Below are 17,120 nucleotides of genomic sequence, written 5' to 3' on the forward strand. Positions count from 1 at the left end.
CCGGTCCTCGATGCCGACCGAGGCGGAAGCGTCAGAGCGAATACGAAATATTCATTGCAGCATTCCAGATGGATTCCTACACTCCTGGGCAGTGGGTGCACCCTGCACCCGCCCGCACGAGGAGTCCCATGCGAACACGCATCCCGATCCGAACTGTCGTCGCCACGGCGTTGTCGCTGACGCTCCCGCTCACCGCCGCCGCCCCCGCGGGCGCGACCCCGGCCGGGGGAGCGGTGGGCACGGCCACGACGGACCCTGCGACGTCGACCGTCCGTCCGGCAGGGACGGTCGGTCTCGCTGCGAAGGTCGCCAAGGACGGCAACGGCCCGTTCACCCCGGACGACCGGCCCGGGGGCGACTCGAGCGGAACGAACGGCATCGTGCGGACACTCGACGCGATCACGTACAGCGTCGAGATGAGCGTGAACGACGGCGACAGCGTCAACCAACGGTTCGTCGTGACCGCTCCGGCCGGCACGACCTGGGCGGGGCTGCCGAAGCCGTGCACCGGGGCCGCATCGCGCATCGACGGGCAGCGACTCACCTGCTCGGTCGGTGACCTGACCGAGGGCAACCTCGTCGAGGTCCCCGTCGTGCTCGACGTCTCCGGCACCATGCGGCACGGCGACGAGATCGAGGTCACGGTCGAAGCCACGGCGGACAACGCGGACAACGGCGTCGTGACGGCAGTCGCGCCGACCGTGACGGTCTCGGCAGCCGCGCGCTACAACCTGAGCAAGGACGTCGTCGGGTCCTCGCTCACCCCTGACGTCATCGGTCCCGACGGCGAGCGAGGCCTGCGTCTCGTCTACCCGATCGCGGTCAACTGGGAGCCCGTCGTCGCCGGACAGGGCCTGCTCGGGTTCGAAGCGAGCACCGGCCCGATGACCTTCACCGACGACGTGTCCGAGATCCTCGGCGACCTGCCGTCGACCGCCGTGCTGTGGAACGGGACCGCGCCTGCCTGCGGCGTGAACGCAACGAACGCCTGGCGCTTCGACGGCCTGCCGGGCGGACGGGGTGGCGGGCCGCGCAGCGTGGTCGACTCGGGGACCATCGTCTGCGCGCAGTCCTCGCCCGGCGCGGACGTCGACGTGACGATCACGGACACCGTCACCGACCCGGGCCGCATCCCCACCCAGTCGCTCAGCGGCGGCCCGGTCACGGGTGGCACCAGGGCGTACTTCGTCTCGGGCTACCTGAGCCTCTGGCTGCCCTACCCGCCGGGCTCGGTCCTGTCGACCAACCGGTACTCGGCTCTGCAGACCACGTCGGCGAGTGGCGCACAGAACTACCCCGGCAGCGAGGAGCCCCTCGCCGACAACAGCACGTCGCGCAACCTGGTGGGTGTCGGGTCCGGCACCGCCGGCAAGCGACTCTGGCACGTGATCGACAGCGCCGGCACCACCGTCGAGGGTTCCGCCCGCGCGGGCGATCCATGGGTGACGCAGGGGCAGGTCCTGCGGAGCGACGTCACCGTCCTCAACGACGGGTACAGCCGCTGGACCGGCACGATCCTCTGCGACACCTTCGATCGCGGGACCCAGCGCCTCACCCGCGGGGGCACCCCGGGCGCGACGGCGTGGACCAGCGGGTTGAGCAGGCCGCGCATCGAGTACGCGGCCTACGACATGACGAACCCCGCGGCCGGGCGGGACCACACGTGCGGCGATGACGACGGACCGTGGTTCGCCAGCCCGGACGAGGTTCCGGGCGGTCGCGCCGCGGTCGGCGCCGTGCGCGCGCTCGGCGACGTCGACGGTGGGGCGAGAGCGGTGCTGCACACGTACGTCGCAGTGGCCGACGCACCCTCGGGGACCCGCGCGTACGACTTCGGACACGCCCTGCTCGGCGAACACACCGACGTCTGGACCCACGACACGGCCCGGCCGGAGAACGGTGCCGGAGCGATGGCCGACAGCGTCGTGATCACGGAGAACCTGGCACGCATCAGGAAGAAGATCGTCGACCCGGGCACGACCGCGGAGGACACACCGGACAAGACGAGCTTCGTCGGCTCCGGGAGCACCCTCGAGTACGCCCTCTACCCGACACTCACCAACGGCCACTCCGGTGGGCAGCCGACCACGGTGACGGTCCGCGACGTGCTGCCGATGCACACCGACTACATCCCCGAGAGTGCGTCCAGGCCGGCCGAGCTCGACACGATCACGGACAACGCCGGCAACCTCCGCCAGCGCCTCACGTGGACGCTCGACGGCCTGCAGCCGAACACGAGGATCCCGCCGATCACCTACGAGCTGCAGGTGTCGAGTCTCGCGCCTGCCGGACCGGTGCAGAACTACGCGACCATCGCCTCGCCGACGGACCGCTCGGAAGCGTTCCGCCGCGACACCCAACGAGCGGTGCAGGTCGTCGCCGCGGTCGGTGTCGGCGTGGAGAAGGTGGCGACCGAACCGGTCGTCGCGACGGGGGACCAGCTCGAGTGGGACCTGCTCTACACGAACCGCGACGCCCGGAGCATCAGCGGGCTCGACGTCATCGACGTCCTGCCGCACCGCAGCGACCCCCAGGGCTCCGCCTTCCACGGGGCCGTCTCGCTGGCCGACCGCGTCGACGTCGCGCCCGGCGCCGGTGAGACCGTGCGCTACACCACCAGCGATCCGGCCACGATCTCGCTCGACGGCACGGCAGCGTCCAACCAGCCGGGCGGCAGCACGCTCTGGTGCGCGGCGGCAGACCTCGGCGACCCCGCGTGCGGATCCGCGGAACTCGCCGACGTCACCGCCGTGCGGATCGAACGGACCCGCGGTGTCGCGCCGGGACAGACGGTCCGACACCACGTCGTGCTGCGGACCCACGGGGAGCGGGACGGCGACACCTACACGAACCGCTTCGGGCTCCGCGCCTCGAACCTCGAACTCGCCGCGCTGTCGAACCGCGCCACCGTGCGGGTGGTCGCCGGCAGCATCGGGGACCGGGTGTGGACGGACAGCAACGACGACGGCCTCCAGGGTTCCGACGAACCGGGCATCGACGGCGTGCCGATCCGACTGTCCGGCGTCGACGACCGCGGAACCGACGTCGCACGCGCGACCAGGTCCGGACCCGATGGGCAGTACTCCTTCGACGGACTCCGCCCGGGGGACTACGTCGTGGCCTTCACGGCTGCGGACGGCCGTCGGTTCACGAAGGAGCACGTCGGCACCGACGGCACCATCGACTCGGACGCCGGCCAGGACGGCGAGACGCCCGCGGTCTCGATCGCGTGGGAACGCTCCGACGAAGGCGCGAAGGAATCGATCACCCGCGACCGCACCGTCGATGCCGGACTGCTGCTCGGTGACTCGCCGTCGGATCCCGAACCTGAACCCGGGCCAGACCCCGGAACGGTTCCCGGCGCCGGCACGGTCCCCGGCGCCGGCACGGTCCCCGGCTCCGGGCCCGGGGGCGGGTCCGGGTCGACGGCCGTTCCGACTGTGGCGCCGTCGCCCGGAGCGCGCGGGGGCGTCCAGGGGCTCGCCTTCACCGGCACGTCGGGGACGCCGCTCGTCCTCGGCGTCGCACTCCTGCTGCTGGCGCTCGGGGCCGCGATGCTCGGAACGAACCGGAACCAGCGGCGACAGCGCTGATCCGTCACCGGCAGCACGGCGATGCGGCGGAGTCCTGACCTCCGGGGTCGGGGCTCCGTCGTCGTTCGACGCCGTCTGTCAGGATGGCGGCATGCGCGCCGTCCAGTACGCCCAGTTCGGTTCCGTCCCCTCGATCGTCGACCTGCCGGAGCCCGTCGCCCCGGACCACGGTGTCGTCGTGCGGGTGGCTGCCACCGGTGTCTGCCGAAGTGACTGGCACGCGTGGAAGGGCCACGACGACTCAGTCCGGCTGCCGCACGTGCCCGGCCACGAGTTCGCCGGCGTCGTCGCGACGATCGGCACCGACGTGCAGCGCTTCGCCGTCGGCGACCGGGTCACGGCACCGTTCGTGTTCGCCTGCGGCACCTGTGCCGAGTGCCTCGACGGCGCGACCCAGGTGTGCACCGCCCAGCAGCAGCCCGGCTTCGACCTGCAGGGGTCCTACGCGGAGTCGCTGGTGGTCCCGCACGCCGATCTGAACCTCGTCGCCCTGCCCGACGCCGTGGAGTTCACGGTGGCAGCGGCACTGGGCTGCCGCTTCGGCACCGCGTTCCACGCCCTGCACGCCCGCGGGCGGGTGAGCGCAGGGGAGTGGGTCGTGGTCTACGGCTCCGGGGGAGTCGGGCTGTCGGCGATCATGGTCGCCGTGGCCGCCGGTGCGCACGTGCTCGCTGTGGACGTCTCCGCGGCGGCGCTCGAACGGGCCGCAGCACTGGGTGCCGACACGGTGCTGATGGACGCCGATGCGGTGACCACGGTTCGCTCCCGCACCGCCGGGGGAGCGCACCTGTCGATCGACGCCTACGGCAGCCGTGCCACCTCGGTCGCGGCGGTTGCATCCCTGCGTCCGCGCGGCCGACACGTGCAGGTCGGGCTGCTGCTCGACGACGAAGCAACGCCGGCGATCCCGATGGGACGGGTCATCGCCGACGAGCTCGAACTGCTCGGCAGTCACGGCGCAGCGGTCGGGGAGTACGGCGCGATGCTCGACGCCGTCGTCAGTGGGCGGCTCCGGCCGGAGGAGACGATCGGCCGCACCATCGGCTTCGACGACCTGCCCGAGGCGCTCGTCGCGATGGACCGGCCAGCCACTTCTCCGGGGATGACCGTCGCGACGTTCTGACGGTGCGCCGGCCCCGCGTCCTGTCTGGCATGCTGAACCGCGGGGGAAGGGGCGCCATGGAAGACGACACGCTCGAGGGACGCGCCGCTCGTCGTCGACGGACCGTGAAGAACCTGGTGATCGGTACGGTCTTCATGACGGTGTTCGTGCTCATCGTTGCCGCCTGCCAAGGCCACCGGCCGTACATCGCGTCCGATGCCGTCGCCACCCAGCAGGACGAACGGACCGTCGCTGTCGTGAACGCGTTCATGGAGGCGAACGGTGGCTTGTCGCAGTGGAAGGACTACTACGACGAGGGGGAGTCCCGGCCTGCGCCGTTCGGGGAACTGACCGGCGACTCCGTCTGCTCGAACACCGACGTCCTCGGCTTCACCACCGGTGATGCTGGGATCCGCCGGGAAGTGAACCTGTCGAGCACGTCTGCAGTGACGCCACGGACAGTGCTCGACAACGCCGAGCGGGTTTGGACGCGGTACGACATCAGCCGCCGTGGCGACGACCGGGGCCGGAGCACGTGGACCCAGGTGCGGTTCTCAGGAGGCCGGACCTCGCCGAACGTGTACGTCAGCTACGCCGGTGACGACCCGGATGCGAAGGTCAACATGCTGGTCCTTGCCGCATCCGTCTGTCGGGAACTGTGACCGGTGGAGGCGGGGCGTTCCGGACTCCGGTCCATTCGAGTTGACATAATATGCATTATCGGCGCGCACATGAACACCCGATCGGCGCTGAGTGAGCAGAAAAGGTCGGGTCCGTTCTCCGGACTCGACCTCTTCTGCTCACTGGATGACGACGGCGTCAGTCGGCGGGCTTCGTCGGGACGTCGTCGGCGTCGATCTCGAGCGCTGCCGGCTCGCCGCCCTGTTCCTCCAGGTTTGCCTGGTCGGTGTCGGGCTGCTCCGGCGACTCGCTCTGGGTGCTCTCTTCGGCTGGGTCAGGCTGGCTGTAGCTCATGCGCCGGACGGTACGCCCGGGTTCCTGGACACGTACCAGCGGCGCCGGAGATCGACAGCGGGCGCGTGGCGACTCCGCCACGCGCCCGCTGTCATGCGGCGATCAGCCTCAGTTGTTCATCGCGGGAACGACGATCGTCAGAGCGACGATGATGAAGATGATCGAGAGCACGAGGCCGATGACACTCAGGATGATGCCGGCGAGCACCATGCCTCGGGTACCGGCGTTGCGACGACGGGCGACGAAGCCCAGGACCAGGCCGATGATGCTGGCGATGAGTCCGACCCACACGAAGAGGAACGAGAAGACGACGCCGACGATGCCGAGGACGAGCGAACCGACGGCGATTCCGTTGCCGCTGTTGGTCGCGGGTGCGTTGCCGGGGTTGGACATGGTGGAGCTCCTTCGGGTCAGGACGCTGATCCAGGCCGGGTAGCCGATCGTGAGCGTCGGTCAGAACAGTAGTCCTCGCACACGGCTGGCGCCCAGATTCACCGTCCGAGCCTGTCCCCCGGCTCAGGCTCCGACGTACGCCGCCAGGTGCTGCCCGGTCAGCGTCGACCGGGCCGCCACGAGTGCAGCGGGCGTCCCCTCGAACACGATGCGCCCGCCGTCGTGCCCGGCGCCCGGCCCGAGGTCGATGATCCAGTCAGCGTGCGCCATCACGGCCTGGTGGTGCTCGATCACGACGACCGTCCGGCCGGCGTCGACGAGCCGGTCGAGCAGGCCGAGCAGCTGCTCGACGTCGGCCAGGTGCAGGCCCGCGGTCGGCTCGTCGAGCACCACCACGCCGCCCCGGTCACCGAGGTGCGTCGCGAGCTTGAGCCGCTGCCGCTCTCCCCCGGACAACGTGGTGAGCGGCTGTCCGCTCGTCAGGTAGCCGAGCCCCACGTCTGCGAGCCGGGCGAGGATCGTGTGGGCCGCCGGCAGTGCGGACTCCCCCGCCGCGAAGAACGCCAACGCGTCGGCGACGGACATGCCGAGCACCTCGCTGATGTCCTTCCCGCCCAGGTGGTACCCGAGCACGGACTGGTCGAACCGCTTGCCGTCGCACTCGACGCAGGGGCTCGCGACGCCCGCCATCATGCCGAGGTCGGTGTACACGACACCGGCACCGTTGCACGCCGGGCAGGCGCCCTCGGAGTTGGCGCTGAACAGTGCGGGCTTGACGCCGTTGGCCTTCGCGAACGCCTTGCGGATCGGTTCGAGCAGGCCGGTGTAGGTCGCCGGGTTGCTCCGTCGTGAGCCACGGATACCGCTCTGGTCGATGGCGACCACGTCGTCGCGTCGGGCCAGCGACCCGTGGATGAGTGTGCTCTTGCCGGAACCGGCGACCCCCGTGACGACGGTGAGCACCCCGGTGGGGACGTCCACGTCGACGTCGTGCAGGTTGTGGGCCGACGCGCCGCGGATCGCGATCGCTCCGTCCGGACGACGGACGTCGGACTTCACGGTGACGCGGTCGTCCAGGTGCTGACCGGTCACGGTCCCGCTGGCGCGCAGCCCGTCGACGGACCCCTGGTAGCAGAGCGTCCCACCGCCGGAACCGGCACCGGGTCCGAGGTCGACGACGTGGTCGGCGATCGCGATGACCTCGGGCTTGTGCTCGACGACCAGGACGGTGTTGCCCTTGTCGCGCAACCGGACGAGCAGCTCGTTCATCCGCTCGATGTCGTGCGGGTGCAGCCCCGTGCTCGGCTCGTCGAAGACGTACGTGACGTCGCTGAGTGAGGAGCCGAGGTGCTTCACCATATTCACGCGCTGCCCTTCTCCCCCGGACAACGTGCCGGTCGGACGGTCGAGCGACAGGTAGCCGAGTCCGATCTCGACGAAGGACTCGAGCAGGTCACGGAGCCCCTCGAGCAACGGCCCGACCCCCGGGTCGTCCAGACCCCGCAGCCAGGTGACGGTGTCGGTGACCTGCATCGCGCAGACGTCGGCGATGCTGCGGCCCGCGACCTTCGACGAGCGGGCGGTGTCGTTCAACCGGGTGCCGTCGCAGGCCGGACACGTCGTGAAGGTCACCGCACGGTCGACGAAGGCCCGGATGTGCGGCTGCATCGCCTCGCGGTCCTTCTGCAGGAACGATCTGCGGACCCGGTGCACGAGCCCCTCGTAGGTCATGTTGATGCCGGCGATCTTCTGCTTCGTCGGCTCGCGGTACAGGAAGTCCTGCCGCTCCTGCTCGGTGAAGTCGCGGATCGGGGTGTCCCGGTCGAAGTAGCCCGACTCGGCGTACAGCCGCACGTTCCACCCGTCGGTCCCGTACCCGGGGATCGTGAGCGCGCCGTCCCCGAGCGACTTCGTCTCGTCGAACAGCTGCGTCAGGTCGATGTCGTTCACCAGGCCCCGACCCTCGCAGTCCGCGCACATGCCGCCGAGCCGCGTGAACGAGACCTTCTGGGCCTTCGCGTCCGCACCCTTCTGCACCGTGATCGCTCCCCCGGCCGTCACGGTGGCGAGGTTGAACGAGAACGCGTTCGGTCCGCCGACGTGCGGCTGACCGAGTCGGCTGAACAGCACGCGCAGCATCGCGTTCGCGTCCGTCGCGGTGCCGACGGTGGAGCGCGGGTCGGCGCCGATGCGCTCCTGGTCGACGACGATCGCGGTGGTCAGTCCGTCGAGCAGGTCGACGTCGGGACGCGCGAGCGAGGGCATGAACCCCTGCACGAACGCGCTGTAGGTCTCGTTGATCATCCGCTGCGACTCGGCGGCGACGGTGCCGAACACGAGCGAGCTCTTGCCCGAGCCGGAGACCCCGGTGAACACCGTGAGCCGGCGCTTCGGCAGGTCCACGTCGACGTCGCGCAGGTTGTTGGCGCGCGCTCCGCGCACGCGGATCCGGTCGTGCCGGTCGGCAGGGTGCACGACGGCACCGGCGGGGTCGTCGTCGACCGGATCGGTGTCCATGCGGGTCAGCGTACCGACGGGAGGCCCGTGGCGGGGCCGCCACGGGCCTCCCGTCCGCTGGTGGGTCGGCCGTCAGGCCGTGGTGGGGTGCTCAGGCGCCGTGACGGCGCACCAGGTCCGGCAGCTCTGCGGGTTCGAACGCCTCGTCGGTCGCTTCGAGCTCCTCCGCCGTCCACCAGCGCGAGGCGAGGATGTCGACGCGTTCGTCGTCGGTCCACTCGGCGTCGGACAACTCGAAGCCCGGCGTGCGGACGACGTAGAACTCGGCGTGCCCACGGTCGTGGTCAGCGAGGTCCCACTCGACGGTGAAGTCCCACGACCAGACCGGTTCGCCGGGTTCGTCGATGACGATCCCGGTCTCCTCGCGCAGCTCGCGGATCGCGGCGTCGCGGTGGGACTCCCCCGGGTCGACGCCACCACCCGGCGTGATCCAGCGGTGCGCGCCGTCGGACGAGGGCGACTTCGTGTCCATCAGGAACACGCGACCACGGGGGTCGAGCAGCAGGATGCGGGAGGTGCGGCGCAGGCCGGGCTTGGCGGTCACCCGCCCGACGTTAGCCGACGAACCCGCTGACGTCGCCGACCAGCTTGGTGTGGTCGGCGGGGATCGGCTCGACGGCGGCCAGGGCGATCTCGGCCGCGAACTCGGACACGCTGTAGAGCTTGCCGACCTCTTGCCGACGGCCCTCGATCGCGCCGGGGTTCAGGCGGTTCAGGAGCGTCGCGGTGATCGTGCCCTCGATCATGTCGCCGGAGACGACGACGAACTCGATGCCCGCGGCCTCGAGCTGCGGGATGAGCGCACGGAGGGCGAGTTCCCCGGCACGCTTGCTCTTGGCGACCGGGACGTACTCGTCCATCGTCTCGGCGGTCTCGACGAAGTGCGCCTGGTGGCTCGTGACGAAGACCACGCGCGACCCGGCAGGCATGTGCGGCACGGCGGTCTGCAGCATGTCGACCTGGGCGTCGCGGTTCAGACGGAGCGCGTAGTCCTCGCCGACACCGGACTCCATGCCGCCCGAAGCGTTGAGCACGAGCAGGTCGATGCCGCCCCACTCCCGCACGACCGTGTCGACCAGGGCCTGCACGGAGTCGTGCTCGGTGAGGTCGGCGCCGACGGCCAGGGCGGAGCCACCGGACTCGACGATCTTCTCGGCGATCTGCTCGGCCCGCCTGGCCTTGTTGCGGTAGTTCACGACGACCTTCGCGCCGGCCTCGGCCAGGTACCCGACGGTGTCGGCGCCGATGCCACGGGACGAACCGGTGACGACGGCGCGCTTGTCGGTGAGGGATCCGGGGGCGAGGGGGTTGCTCACAGTCGTGTTCTCCAGGTCTGGTTCCGGCCGGTCGGGCGCACCGAGCCTACCAATCGCCTGCACGGTCGTCGGACGTCCTTGATATGTTGAACGGAGTTGTACCGGCTGTCGCGACGCAGCGAGCCGCCGCGCGCGACCGAGGGAGGGAGATCGCGTGAACGGAATCGATTGGATCCAGAGCATCGTCTGGATCGGCCTGGTGTTGCTCCTGGGCGTGGTCGAGATCTTCACTCTCGACTTCATCTTCATCATGCTCGCGGCGGGCGCCGCCGGCGGGTTGGTCGCCGCGCTCCTGGGCGCACCGTGGTGGTTGTCCGCCATCGTCGCCGCGGTGGCCGCCCTCGTGCTGCTGTCGCTCGTCCGACCGCGACTGCTCGTCGCGCTCGGCCGTGGCGCCGACCCGCACCGCACCAACGTCGAGGGCCTCATCGGGCTCGCCGGCACGGTCGCGGTCGCCTTCACCGCTTCCAGCCCTGGCCAGGTCCGCCTGGCCAACGGCGAGACCTGGAGCGCGCGGTTCGCCGCGGACTCCGTCGACCGCACACCGCCACTCGGGACCCCTGTGGTCGTCGAGTCGATCGAGGGGTCGACCGCGGTCGTACGCCTCGCAGAAAGGGCCACCTCGTGACCAGCATCTCCCCGGGGACGATCGCACTGCTCGTCCTCATCCTCGTCGTCGTCATCTTCGTGATCGTCGTCCTGGCGAAGGCGATCCGCATCGTCCCCCAGGCCACCGCGGGCGTCGTCGAACGTCTCGGCAAGTACCACAAGACCCTCAACCCGGGGTTGAACCTCCTGGTGCCGTTCATCGACCGTCTGCGGCCGCTGCTCGACATGCGCGAGCAGGTCGTCTCGTTCCCGCCGCAGCCCGTGATCACCGAGGACAACCTGGTGGTCTCGATCGACACGGTCGTCTACTTCCAGGTGACCGACGCCCGTGCGGCGACCTACGAGATCGCGAACTACCTCGGCGCCGTCGAGCAGCTCACCACCACGACGCTCCGCAACGTGGTCGGTGGCCTGAACCTCGAAGAGGCCCTGACCAGCCGCGACAACATCAACGGCCAGCTGCGCGTCGTCCTCGACGAAGCGACCGGCAAGTGGGGCATCCGGGTCGGCCGAGTCGAGCTCAAGGCGATCGAGCCGCCCGTGTCCATCCAGGACGCCATGGAACAGCAGCTCCGTGCCGAGCGCAGCCGTCGTGCCGCGATCCTGCAGGCCGAGGGCACCAAGCAGTCCCAGATCCTCGAGGCCGAGGGCCAGCGGCAGGCCGCGATCCTGGCGGCCGAGGGTGACGCCAAGGCACAGGTCCTCCGTGCCGAAGGTGAAGCCCAGGCCATCGCGACCGTGTTCGAGGCGATCCACACCGGTGACCCCGACGAGAAGCTGCTGTCCTACCAGTACCTGCAGACCCTGCCGAAGATCGCGGAGGGCACGTCGAACAAGCTCTGGATGATCCCGAGCGAGTTCACCGAGGCCCTGTCCGGCATCGCCAAGGGCTTCAGCGCCAGCCGCGGTGGTGGCGGCGCCGGACCGGTCGCCGGTGCTGCAGGTGCTGCCGGTGGCGCGGACTTCCTGTCCCGTATCTCGAAGCTCGCGAACGAGAGCCTGGCGAACACCGCCGCGGGCGGATCCGCCGACACGACGATGCCGCGCGCGGACGCCACCGCCGCCGACATCGTCCCCGAGTCCGAGCTCGACGCGCGTCTGGCCGAGTCGAACCGCAGCGTCGACGCCCACATCGCGGCCGCCGATGACGCGACCGCCGAGCAGGTCGAGGACACTACGACGACGCCGGGCGACGACGCTTCCGGTCACCGGACGAGCGACGGCTCCGGTCGGCGCTGACACGCCGGCACGCACGAACGACGACGCCCGCCCCGGGGAACCGGGGCGGGCGTCGTCGTTCGTGCGTGGGGTGTCAGGCGCCGCGTCGTGCGCGGAGGACCTGCAGGCGCTCTTCGAGGAGCTCCTCGAGTTCCTCGCGCGAGCGGCGCTCGAGCAGCATGTCCCAGTGGGTGCGGGGTGCCTTCACGTCCTCTTCGGCGACCTCGACGGGGATCCCGTCGTCGCCGAGCAGTCGGCCCTCGCGGCCGGAGCGGGGCTCCGACCAGGTCTGGGGGACGTCCGCATCAGCCGAGAAGACGATGTCGAACGTCTCACCCGAATCCGTCTGGTAGACCGCGCGCTTGCGATCCGAGAGCTCGACGCCCTCTTCGCTCTGGAGACTCTGACTCCCGAGCCGCATGCCGCGGAGACTCCGATCAGCCATGTGTGTGCTCCTCTCGCTCGTCTGCCCTCCACAACACTGTCCCACGCCCCATCAATCCCGTACCGGCGCATTCACAGTCCGTTCCCAGTGGCTGGGCGCGGCGGGTCGGATCAGGAGCGGGCGCGACGACCCCAGGGCGCACAGGCCAGGAGCACGAGCAGCCCGCCGAGGGTGAGCAGGAGTGTGATCGACCCGGACAGGATCGACGCCGGGGTGGTGGACGTCCCGAGCGGCACGTCGGTCACCATCGAGGTCGCGGTGTACTCAGGAACCCGGTCGATCGTGCGGCCGCTCGGGTCGATGACCTGCGACGCTCCGACGGTCGAGATGTTCACGAGCGAGCGTCCGGTCTCGATGGCCCGCATCCGCGCGATCTCGAGCTGCTGCAGGTTCTCGTCGGTGCCCGAGAAGTCGGCGTTGTTCGTCTGCGCGAGGATCACCTGCGCTCCCCCGCGCACCATGTCGGCGGTCAGAGAGTCGTCGACGATGTCGAAGCAGATCGAGATGCCGGCACGGACCCCCGCCACGGACAGCACGTTCGGCTTCGTCCCCGGCGTGTAGTCGCGCTGCAGCAGACCGATGAGCGACGGCGCGAGCTTCGAGAAGAACCAGCGATCGGGCACGTACTCACCGAACGGCACCGGGCGCTTCTTGTCGTACGAGGACTGCCAACCGTCCGCGGTCCACACGAACGACGTGTTGTGCAGGACCCCCGACGGCGTCTGCGTGATGGCGCCCGCCACGATCGGAGCGTGGAGCGAGTCGACCACGGAGTCGAGCGCCGAGGCGATGACGGGCTGCTGGCGCGGGTCGTACTCCGCACCTGCCTCGGGCCAGACGACCAGGTCCACACCCTTCGCGTCCACGTCCGTCGCCGCGACCTGCGCCGCCAGGACGTCACCGGGCTCCGCGCGGTCGAAGTAGCCCGCGGGACCGTTGCCCTGCACCGCCTCGACCCGGATGGTGCCGCTCGTCGCCGTCGGCCACGCCGGCACGGCAAGGACCGCCGCGACGAGCAGGCCCGCCGTCGCCACCCGCACGGGCAGGCGGAGGGTGACGCCCGGCGCGCGGGGCGCCACGAGCGCGAGCGACACGACGACCGCGACGCAGTACACGACGACGAAGGTGAGTCCGAGGACGCCGACGTACGCGGCCAGGTGCGCGAACGGCCCCTGCGACTGCGACAGCCCGACCCGCCCCCAGGCGAACCCGCCGTACGGCCAGCTCCCCGAGAACCACTCGCGTCCGGTCCAGAGTGCAGCGACGACGGCCGGGAGGCCCCACACGCGTCCGGCGGTCGACGGCACCACGCGCGCGACCCAGCGGTACGCCAGGGCGATGGCCACGCTGCCGAGGGCGAAGAACGCGGCCTCCAACAGCGCCAGCGCGAACCACGGGACCGGGCCCAGGTAGCGGCCGGCCCACGAGATCGCGGGGATCCAGAACGCCGCACCGGCGAGGTAGCCGATCCACGCCGCGCGCCGTGCACGCTGCCCCATCACCGCGAGCAGCATGCAGGCGAGCGCCGGGTAGGCCAGGAACCACCACCCGGGCGACGGGAACGCGAGGGCGAACAGGATCCCGCCGATGACGGCCAGTGGTAGCGCGGTGCCCAGCGGCAACGCGGCGAACGGGCCGATCGCGGCCGCCCCGCGGCCGACGCGCGTGGGCAGCCCGCGCACAGTCGTCTCCGGAACCCGCACCGTGCCTCCTGTCAGACCGCTGCGTAGGCGACGATGCCGCGGCGGACCGCGTCCGTCGCACGCCTCGCGGTCTGGGCCAGGTCGTCGTCGCCGGCGTTCCGGATCTGGTCGAGCAGGTCGATGACCTGCTTCGACCAGCGCACGAAGTCACCGGCGGGCAGGTCGAGGGTCCGGAGGACGTCATCGAGCGCCGAGCCCGACGCCCAGCGGAACATGCCGACCGCCATCGCCGGGGTGGGCGGCTGCGAGCCGGCCAGACGTGCCGCACGCTCGATGTCGTCGAGGCGTGACCAGATCGTCAGGGTCTCGTCGAGCGCCGGGCGGAACGCACCACGGGGCAGCGCGTGCTCGGTGCCGGGCGCGTCCTCGCGACGGGGCTGGTAGATGATCGTCGCGGCCATGGCGGCGAGCTGCGCCGGGGTGAGGTCCTTCCAGACACCCGCCTCGAGGCACTCGGCCACGAGCAGGTCGCGGTCGCCGTAGATCCGCTGCAGACGACGGCCGCCGGCTGCCACGGTGGCTTCACCGTTGCCGCCGTCCACCAGGTAGCCGAGCTCGAGCAGGACGTCGGTGACCCGGTCGAACGTCGTCGCGACGGCGCCCGTGCGGGACCGGATCTGCTGGACGAGCTTGTCGTTGGCGCGCTTGAGCTTCCACCAGCGCTCGGACCAGCGGGCGTGGGCCTCGCGTTCCGGGCAGGTGTGACAGGGGTGGCGCTGCAGCTGACGGCGGACCGCGGTGATCGCGGCCTGGCGTTCCTGGCGGGCGCCGTGCGATGCCTCTCGACCCCCGGGGACGTTCGTGCGCTCGAGGTCGGAGAGTTCTCGGCGGAGCGCCGAGTACTCGGTGAAGTCGCCGAGGTGGCACTGCATCGCCTGCCGGTAGCCGTCGAGCGACTCCTGCTGCGAGCGGACCTTGCGGGCGAGGTCGACCACCGACCGGTCGGCCTGGAACTGGGCGAACGACGTCTCGAGGACCTCACGCGTGCGCTGCCGGCCGAACTGGTCGATCAGGTTGACCGCCATGTTGTAGGTCGGCTTGAACGACGAGTTGAGCGGGTACGTGCGACGGCTTGCCAGCGACGCCACGGCCTGCGGGTCGAGGCCGTCGGTCCACTGGATGACCGAGTGCCCCTCGACGTCGATCCCGCGACGACCGGCACGACCGGTGAGCTGGGTGTACTCCCCCGGGGTGATCGGCACACGCGCTTCGCCGTTGAACTTCTCGAGCTTCTCGAGCACGACGGTGCGCGCCGGCATGTTCACGCCGAGCGCCAGGGTCTCGGTGGCGAAGACGACCTTCAGCAGCTTGCGCTGGAAGAGGTTCTCCACGACCTCCTTGAACGCGGGGAGCATGCCGGCGTGGTGCGCCGCGACCCCGCGCTCGAGGCCTTCCAGGAACTCCCAGTAGCCGAGCACTGCGAGGTCCTCGTCCGGCAGGGTGCGGCAGTGGTACTCCGCGGTCTCGCGGATCTCGTTGCGCTCCGGCACCGTCGTCAGCGACAGCCCTGACCGCAGGACGTTCCGGACGCCTTGGTCGCAACCGTTGCGGCTGAACACGAAGAAGATCGCGGGCAGCAGCATCCGCTCGTCGAGCATGTGCGCGATCTGCTCGCGGTGCACCTTCTCGGTGCGGGGCCCACGGCGCTCGGGGTACCCGCCGCGACCACGACGACCGCGGTGTCCGCCGCCGTTCCGCTCGCTCCGTGCGCCGCCGCCGACCATGCGGAGCAGTTCGGGGTTGACACGGTTCGTCGCCGCTGCGCCGCTCGAGTCGAACAGGTCGACCATCTTCGAGCCGACCAGGACGTGCTGCTCGAGCGGGACCGGGCGGTCTTCGGAGACGATGACGTCGGTGTCGCCACGGACGGTCTGCAGCCAGTCGCCGAACTCCTCGGCGTTGGACACCGTGGCACTGAGCGAGACCAGGCGGACCTCGGTCGGCAGGTGCAGGATCACTTCTTCCCACACGGCACCGCGGAACCGGTCGGCCAGGTAGTGCACCTCGTCGAGGACCACCCAGGCGAGGTCGTCGAGCAGGTCCGAATCGGCGTAGATCATGTTCCGCAGTACCTCGGTCGTCATCACGACGACGCGGGCGCGGGGGTTGACGTTGGTGTCGCCGGTGAGCAGGCCGACCTCGGACTCGCCGTAGACGTCGACGAGCTCGGCGTACTTCTGGTTGCTGAGCGCCTTCATCGGGGTCGTGTAGAACACCTTCGCCGTCGGCTGCCGCATGGCGAGCCAGATGGCGAACTCGGCGATGATCGTCTTGCCCGCACCGGTCGGGGCGGCGACCAACACGCTGCGGCCCTGGTCGAGCGCGTCACAGGCAGCGAACTGGAACGGGTCGAGGTCGAACCGCAGGTCGGTCCGGAAGAGCTCGAGGTTGCGCGACCGGTTGCGCACCTTGGCCGCGGCGAACCGCTCGGCTGCGCTCGTGCCGCTCACAGGCCGTACTCCTCGTCGAGCTTCGCCTGCCGCTTGGCCACGCGGCGGTCGTGGATCCAGGCGACGAAGCACGCTGCGATGTAGAGCACCACCATCGGGACGGCGAGCAGGAACATCGAGATGACGTCGGCGCTCGGGGTCACGATCGCGCAGAACACCAGGATGCAGAGGATCGCCACACGCCAGCTCTTGATGATCGCGGCGGCGGACAGCACGCCGACGAAGTTCAGCAGGACGATGAACACCGGCAGGACGAAGGCGATGCCCACCGCGACGATGAGCTTGATGACGAAGTCGTAGTACGCCTTGGCGTCGACGATCGAGGTGTCCTGGCTGGACACGAAGCTGCCGAGGATGCCGACCACGTGCGGCAGGATGTACCACCCGAAGTAGCACCCGGCGAAGAACAGCGGGATGGCGGTGCCGAGGAAGCCCCACACGTACTGCCGCTCACGCCGGATCAGCGCCGGCACGATGAACGCCCAGATCTGGTACAGCCAGACGGGGCTCGCGATGACGACACCGATGGTGATCGCGATCTGCAGCTTGAGGTCGAACGCCCCGGTGATCATCGGGAAGTTCAGCTCGGCGGTGTGCCCGCCGACCTTGGCGAGCTCGGTCACCGGTGCCCGCAGCGAGTCGAGCACCCACGGGGTGAGGAACCATCCACCGACCGCGCCGATGACGATCGCCACCACTGCGCGGAAGAGGCGGTTGCGCAGCTCGATGAGGTGCTGCCCGAGCGACATGCGGCCTTCGGCGTCGGTCTTCTGGCGCCCCTGCCGCTTCGCTCGCCCGC

Annotated in this window: 14 protein-coding genes; 5 read left to right on the forward strand and 9 right to left on the reverse strand. The window is 70.3% G+C overall.

Annotation, left to right across the window (positions count from 1 at the left end; genetic code table 11):
- Positions 1-128 precede the first annotated feature (128 nt).
- The 3 genes from MXD64_RS09325 to MXD64_RS09335 all read left to right on the forward strand — a co-directional run bounded on the left by MXD64_RS09325 (position 129) and on the right by MXD64_RS09335 (position 5,357).
- Positions 129-3,593 (forward strand): SdrD B-like domain-containing protein, encoded by a 3,465-nt coding sequence (locus MXD64_RS09325; RefSeq protein ID WP_263136343.1) that lies wholly within the window; start codon positions 129-131, stop codon positions 3,591-3,593.
- 91 nt (positions 3,594-3,684) lie between these two features.
- The gene (locus tag MXD64_RS09330; RefSeq protein WP_214533030.1) at positions 3,685-4,716 is read left to right on the forward strand and encodes an alcohol dehydrogenase catalytic domain-containing protein; all 1,032 of its coding nucleotides are present in this window, start codon (positions 3,685-3,687) and stop codon (positions 4,714-4,716) included.
- Positions 4,717-4,772: 56 nt separating this feature from the next.
- Entirely contained in the window at positions 4,773-5,357 is a 585-nt protein-coding gene (locus MXD64_RS09335; RefSeq protein ID WP_194590934.1) for a hypothetical protein, read from the forward strand.
- A 157-nt stretch (positions 5,358-5,514) separates the two neighbouring features.
- On the opposite strand, the gene MXD64_RS09340 is transcribed toward MXD64_RS09335, so the two are convergent.
- From MXD64_RS09340 to MXD64_RS09360, 5 genes are all read right to left on the reverse strand, one after another.
- Positions 5,515-5,670, reverse strand: coding sequence for a hypothetical protein (locus tag MXD64_RS09340; protein WP_262117580.1), 156 nt, complete (start codon positions 5,668-5,670; stop codon positions 5,515-5,517).
- A gap of 108 nt (positions 5,671-5,778) precedes the next feature.
- Positions 5,779-6,063 (reverse strand): DUF4190 domain-containing protein, encoded by a 285-nt coding sequence (locus tag MXD64_RS09345; RefSeq protein WP_017887321.1) that lies wholly within the window; start codon positions 6,061-6,063, stop codon positions 5,779-5,781.
- 123 nt (positions 6,064-6,186) lie between these two features.
- On the reverse strand, positions 6,187-8,580 hold the full coding sequence (locus tag MXD64_RS09350) for an excinuclease ABC subunit UvrA (RefSeq protein ID WP_263136344.1): 2,394 nt from the start codon (positions 8,578-8,580) through the stop codon (positions 6,187-6,189).
- 91 nt (positions 8,581-8,671) lie between these two features.
- A complete protein-coding gene (locus tag MXD64_RS09355; RefSeq protein ID WP_017887319.1) occupies positions 8,672-9,124 on the reverse strand; it encodes an NUDIX hydrolase in 453 nt (150 codons plus the stop codon).
- A gap of 10 nt (positions 9,125-9,134) precedes the next feature.
- Positions 9,135-9,896, reverse strand: a complete 762-nt coding sequence (locus tag MXD64_RS09360; RefSeq protein ID WP_056068678.1) for an SDR family oxidoreductase — start codon at positions 9,894-9,896, stop codon at positions 9,135-9,137.
- A gap of 154 nt (positions 9,897-10,050) precedes the next feature.
- Here MXD64_RS09360 and MXD64_RS09365 point away from each other — a divergent pair, with 154 nt between their 5' ends.
- Together MXD64_RS09365 and MXD64_RS09370 are read left to right on the forward strand one after the other, a co-directional pair.
- On the forward strand, positions 10,051-10,524 hold the full coding sequence (locus MXD64_RS09365) for an NfeD family protein (protein WP_017887317.1): 474 nt from the start codon (positions 10,051-10,053) through the stop codon (positions 10,522-10,524).
- Positions 10,521-11,744 (forward strand): SPFH domain-containing protein, encoded by a 1,224-nt coding sequence (locus tag MXD64_RS09370; RefSeq protein ID WP_263136345.1) that lies wholly within the window; start codon positions 10,521-10,523, stop codon positions 11,742-11,744. Before MXD64_RS09365 ends, MXD64_RS09370 begins: the two co-directional genes overlap by 4 nt.
- Before the next feature lie 73 nt (positions 11,745-11,817).
- Here the strand turns inward: MXD64_RS09370 and MXD64_RS09375 are convergent, their stop codons facing one another.
- From MXD64_RS09375 to tatC, 4 genes are all read right to left on the reverse strand, one after another.
- The gene (locus MXD64_RS09375) at positions 11,818-12,168 is read right to left on the reverse strand and encodes an RNA polymerase-binding protein RbpA (RefSeq protein WP_027465636.1); all 351 of its coding nucleotides are present in this window, start codon (positions 12,166-12,168) and stop codon (positions 11,818-11,820) included.
- 110 nt (positions 12,169-12,278) lie between these two features.
- Entirely contained in the window at positions 12,279-13,871 is a 1,593-nt protein-coding gene (gene lnt, locus MXD64_RS09380; RefSeq protein WP_263136346.1) for an apolipoprotein N-acyltransferase, read from the reverse strand.
- A gap of 11 nt (positions 13,872-13,882) precedes the next feature.
- Entirely contained in the window at positions 13,883-16,321 is a 2,439-nt protein-coding gene (locus MXD64_RS09385) for a DEAD/DEAH box helicase (RefSeq protein WP_017887313.1), read from the reverse strand.
- Positions 16,318-17,070 carry a twin-arginine translocase subunit TatC gene (tatC, locus tag MXD64_RS09390; protein ID WP_031259811.1) on the reverse strand — a complete coding sequence of 251 codons (753 nt, stop codon included), beginning with the start codon at positions 17,068-17,070 and terminating at the stop codon, positions 16,318-16,320. The genes MXD64_RS09385 and tatC overlap by 4 nt, the downstream gene beginning before the upstream one ends.
- Positions 17,071-17,120: the final 50 nt, after the last annotated feature.

The organism is Curtobacterium sp. Arg-1, assembly GCF_025643395.1.
GTDB classification, from domain to species: domain Bacteria; phylum Actinomycetota; class Actinomycetes; order Actinomycetales; family Microbacteriaceae; genus Curtobacterium; species Curtobacterium poinsettiae.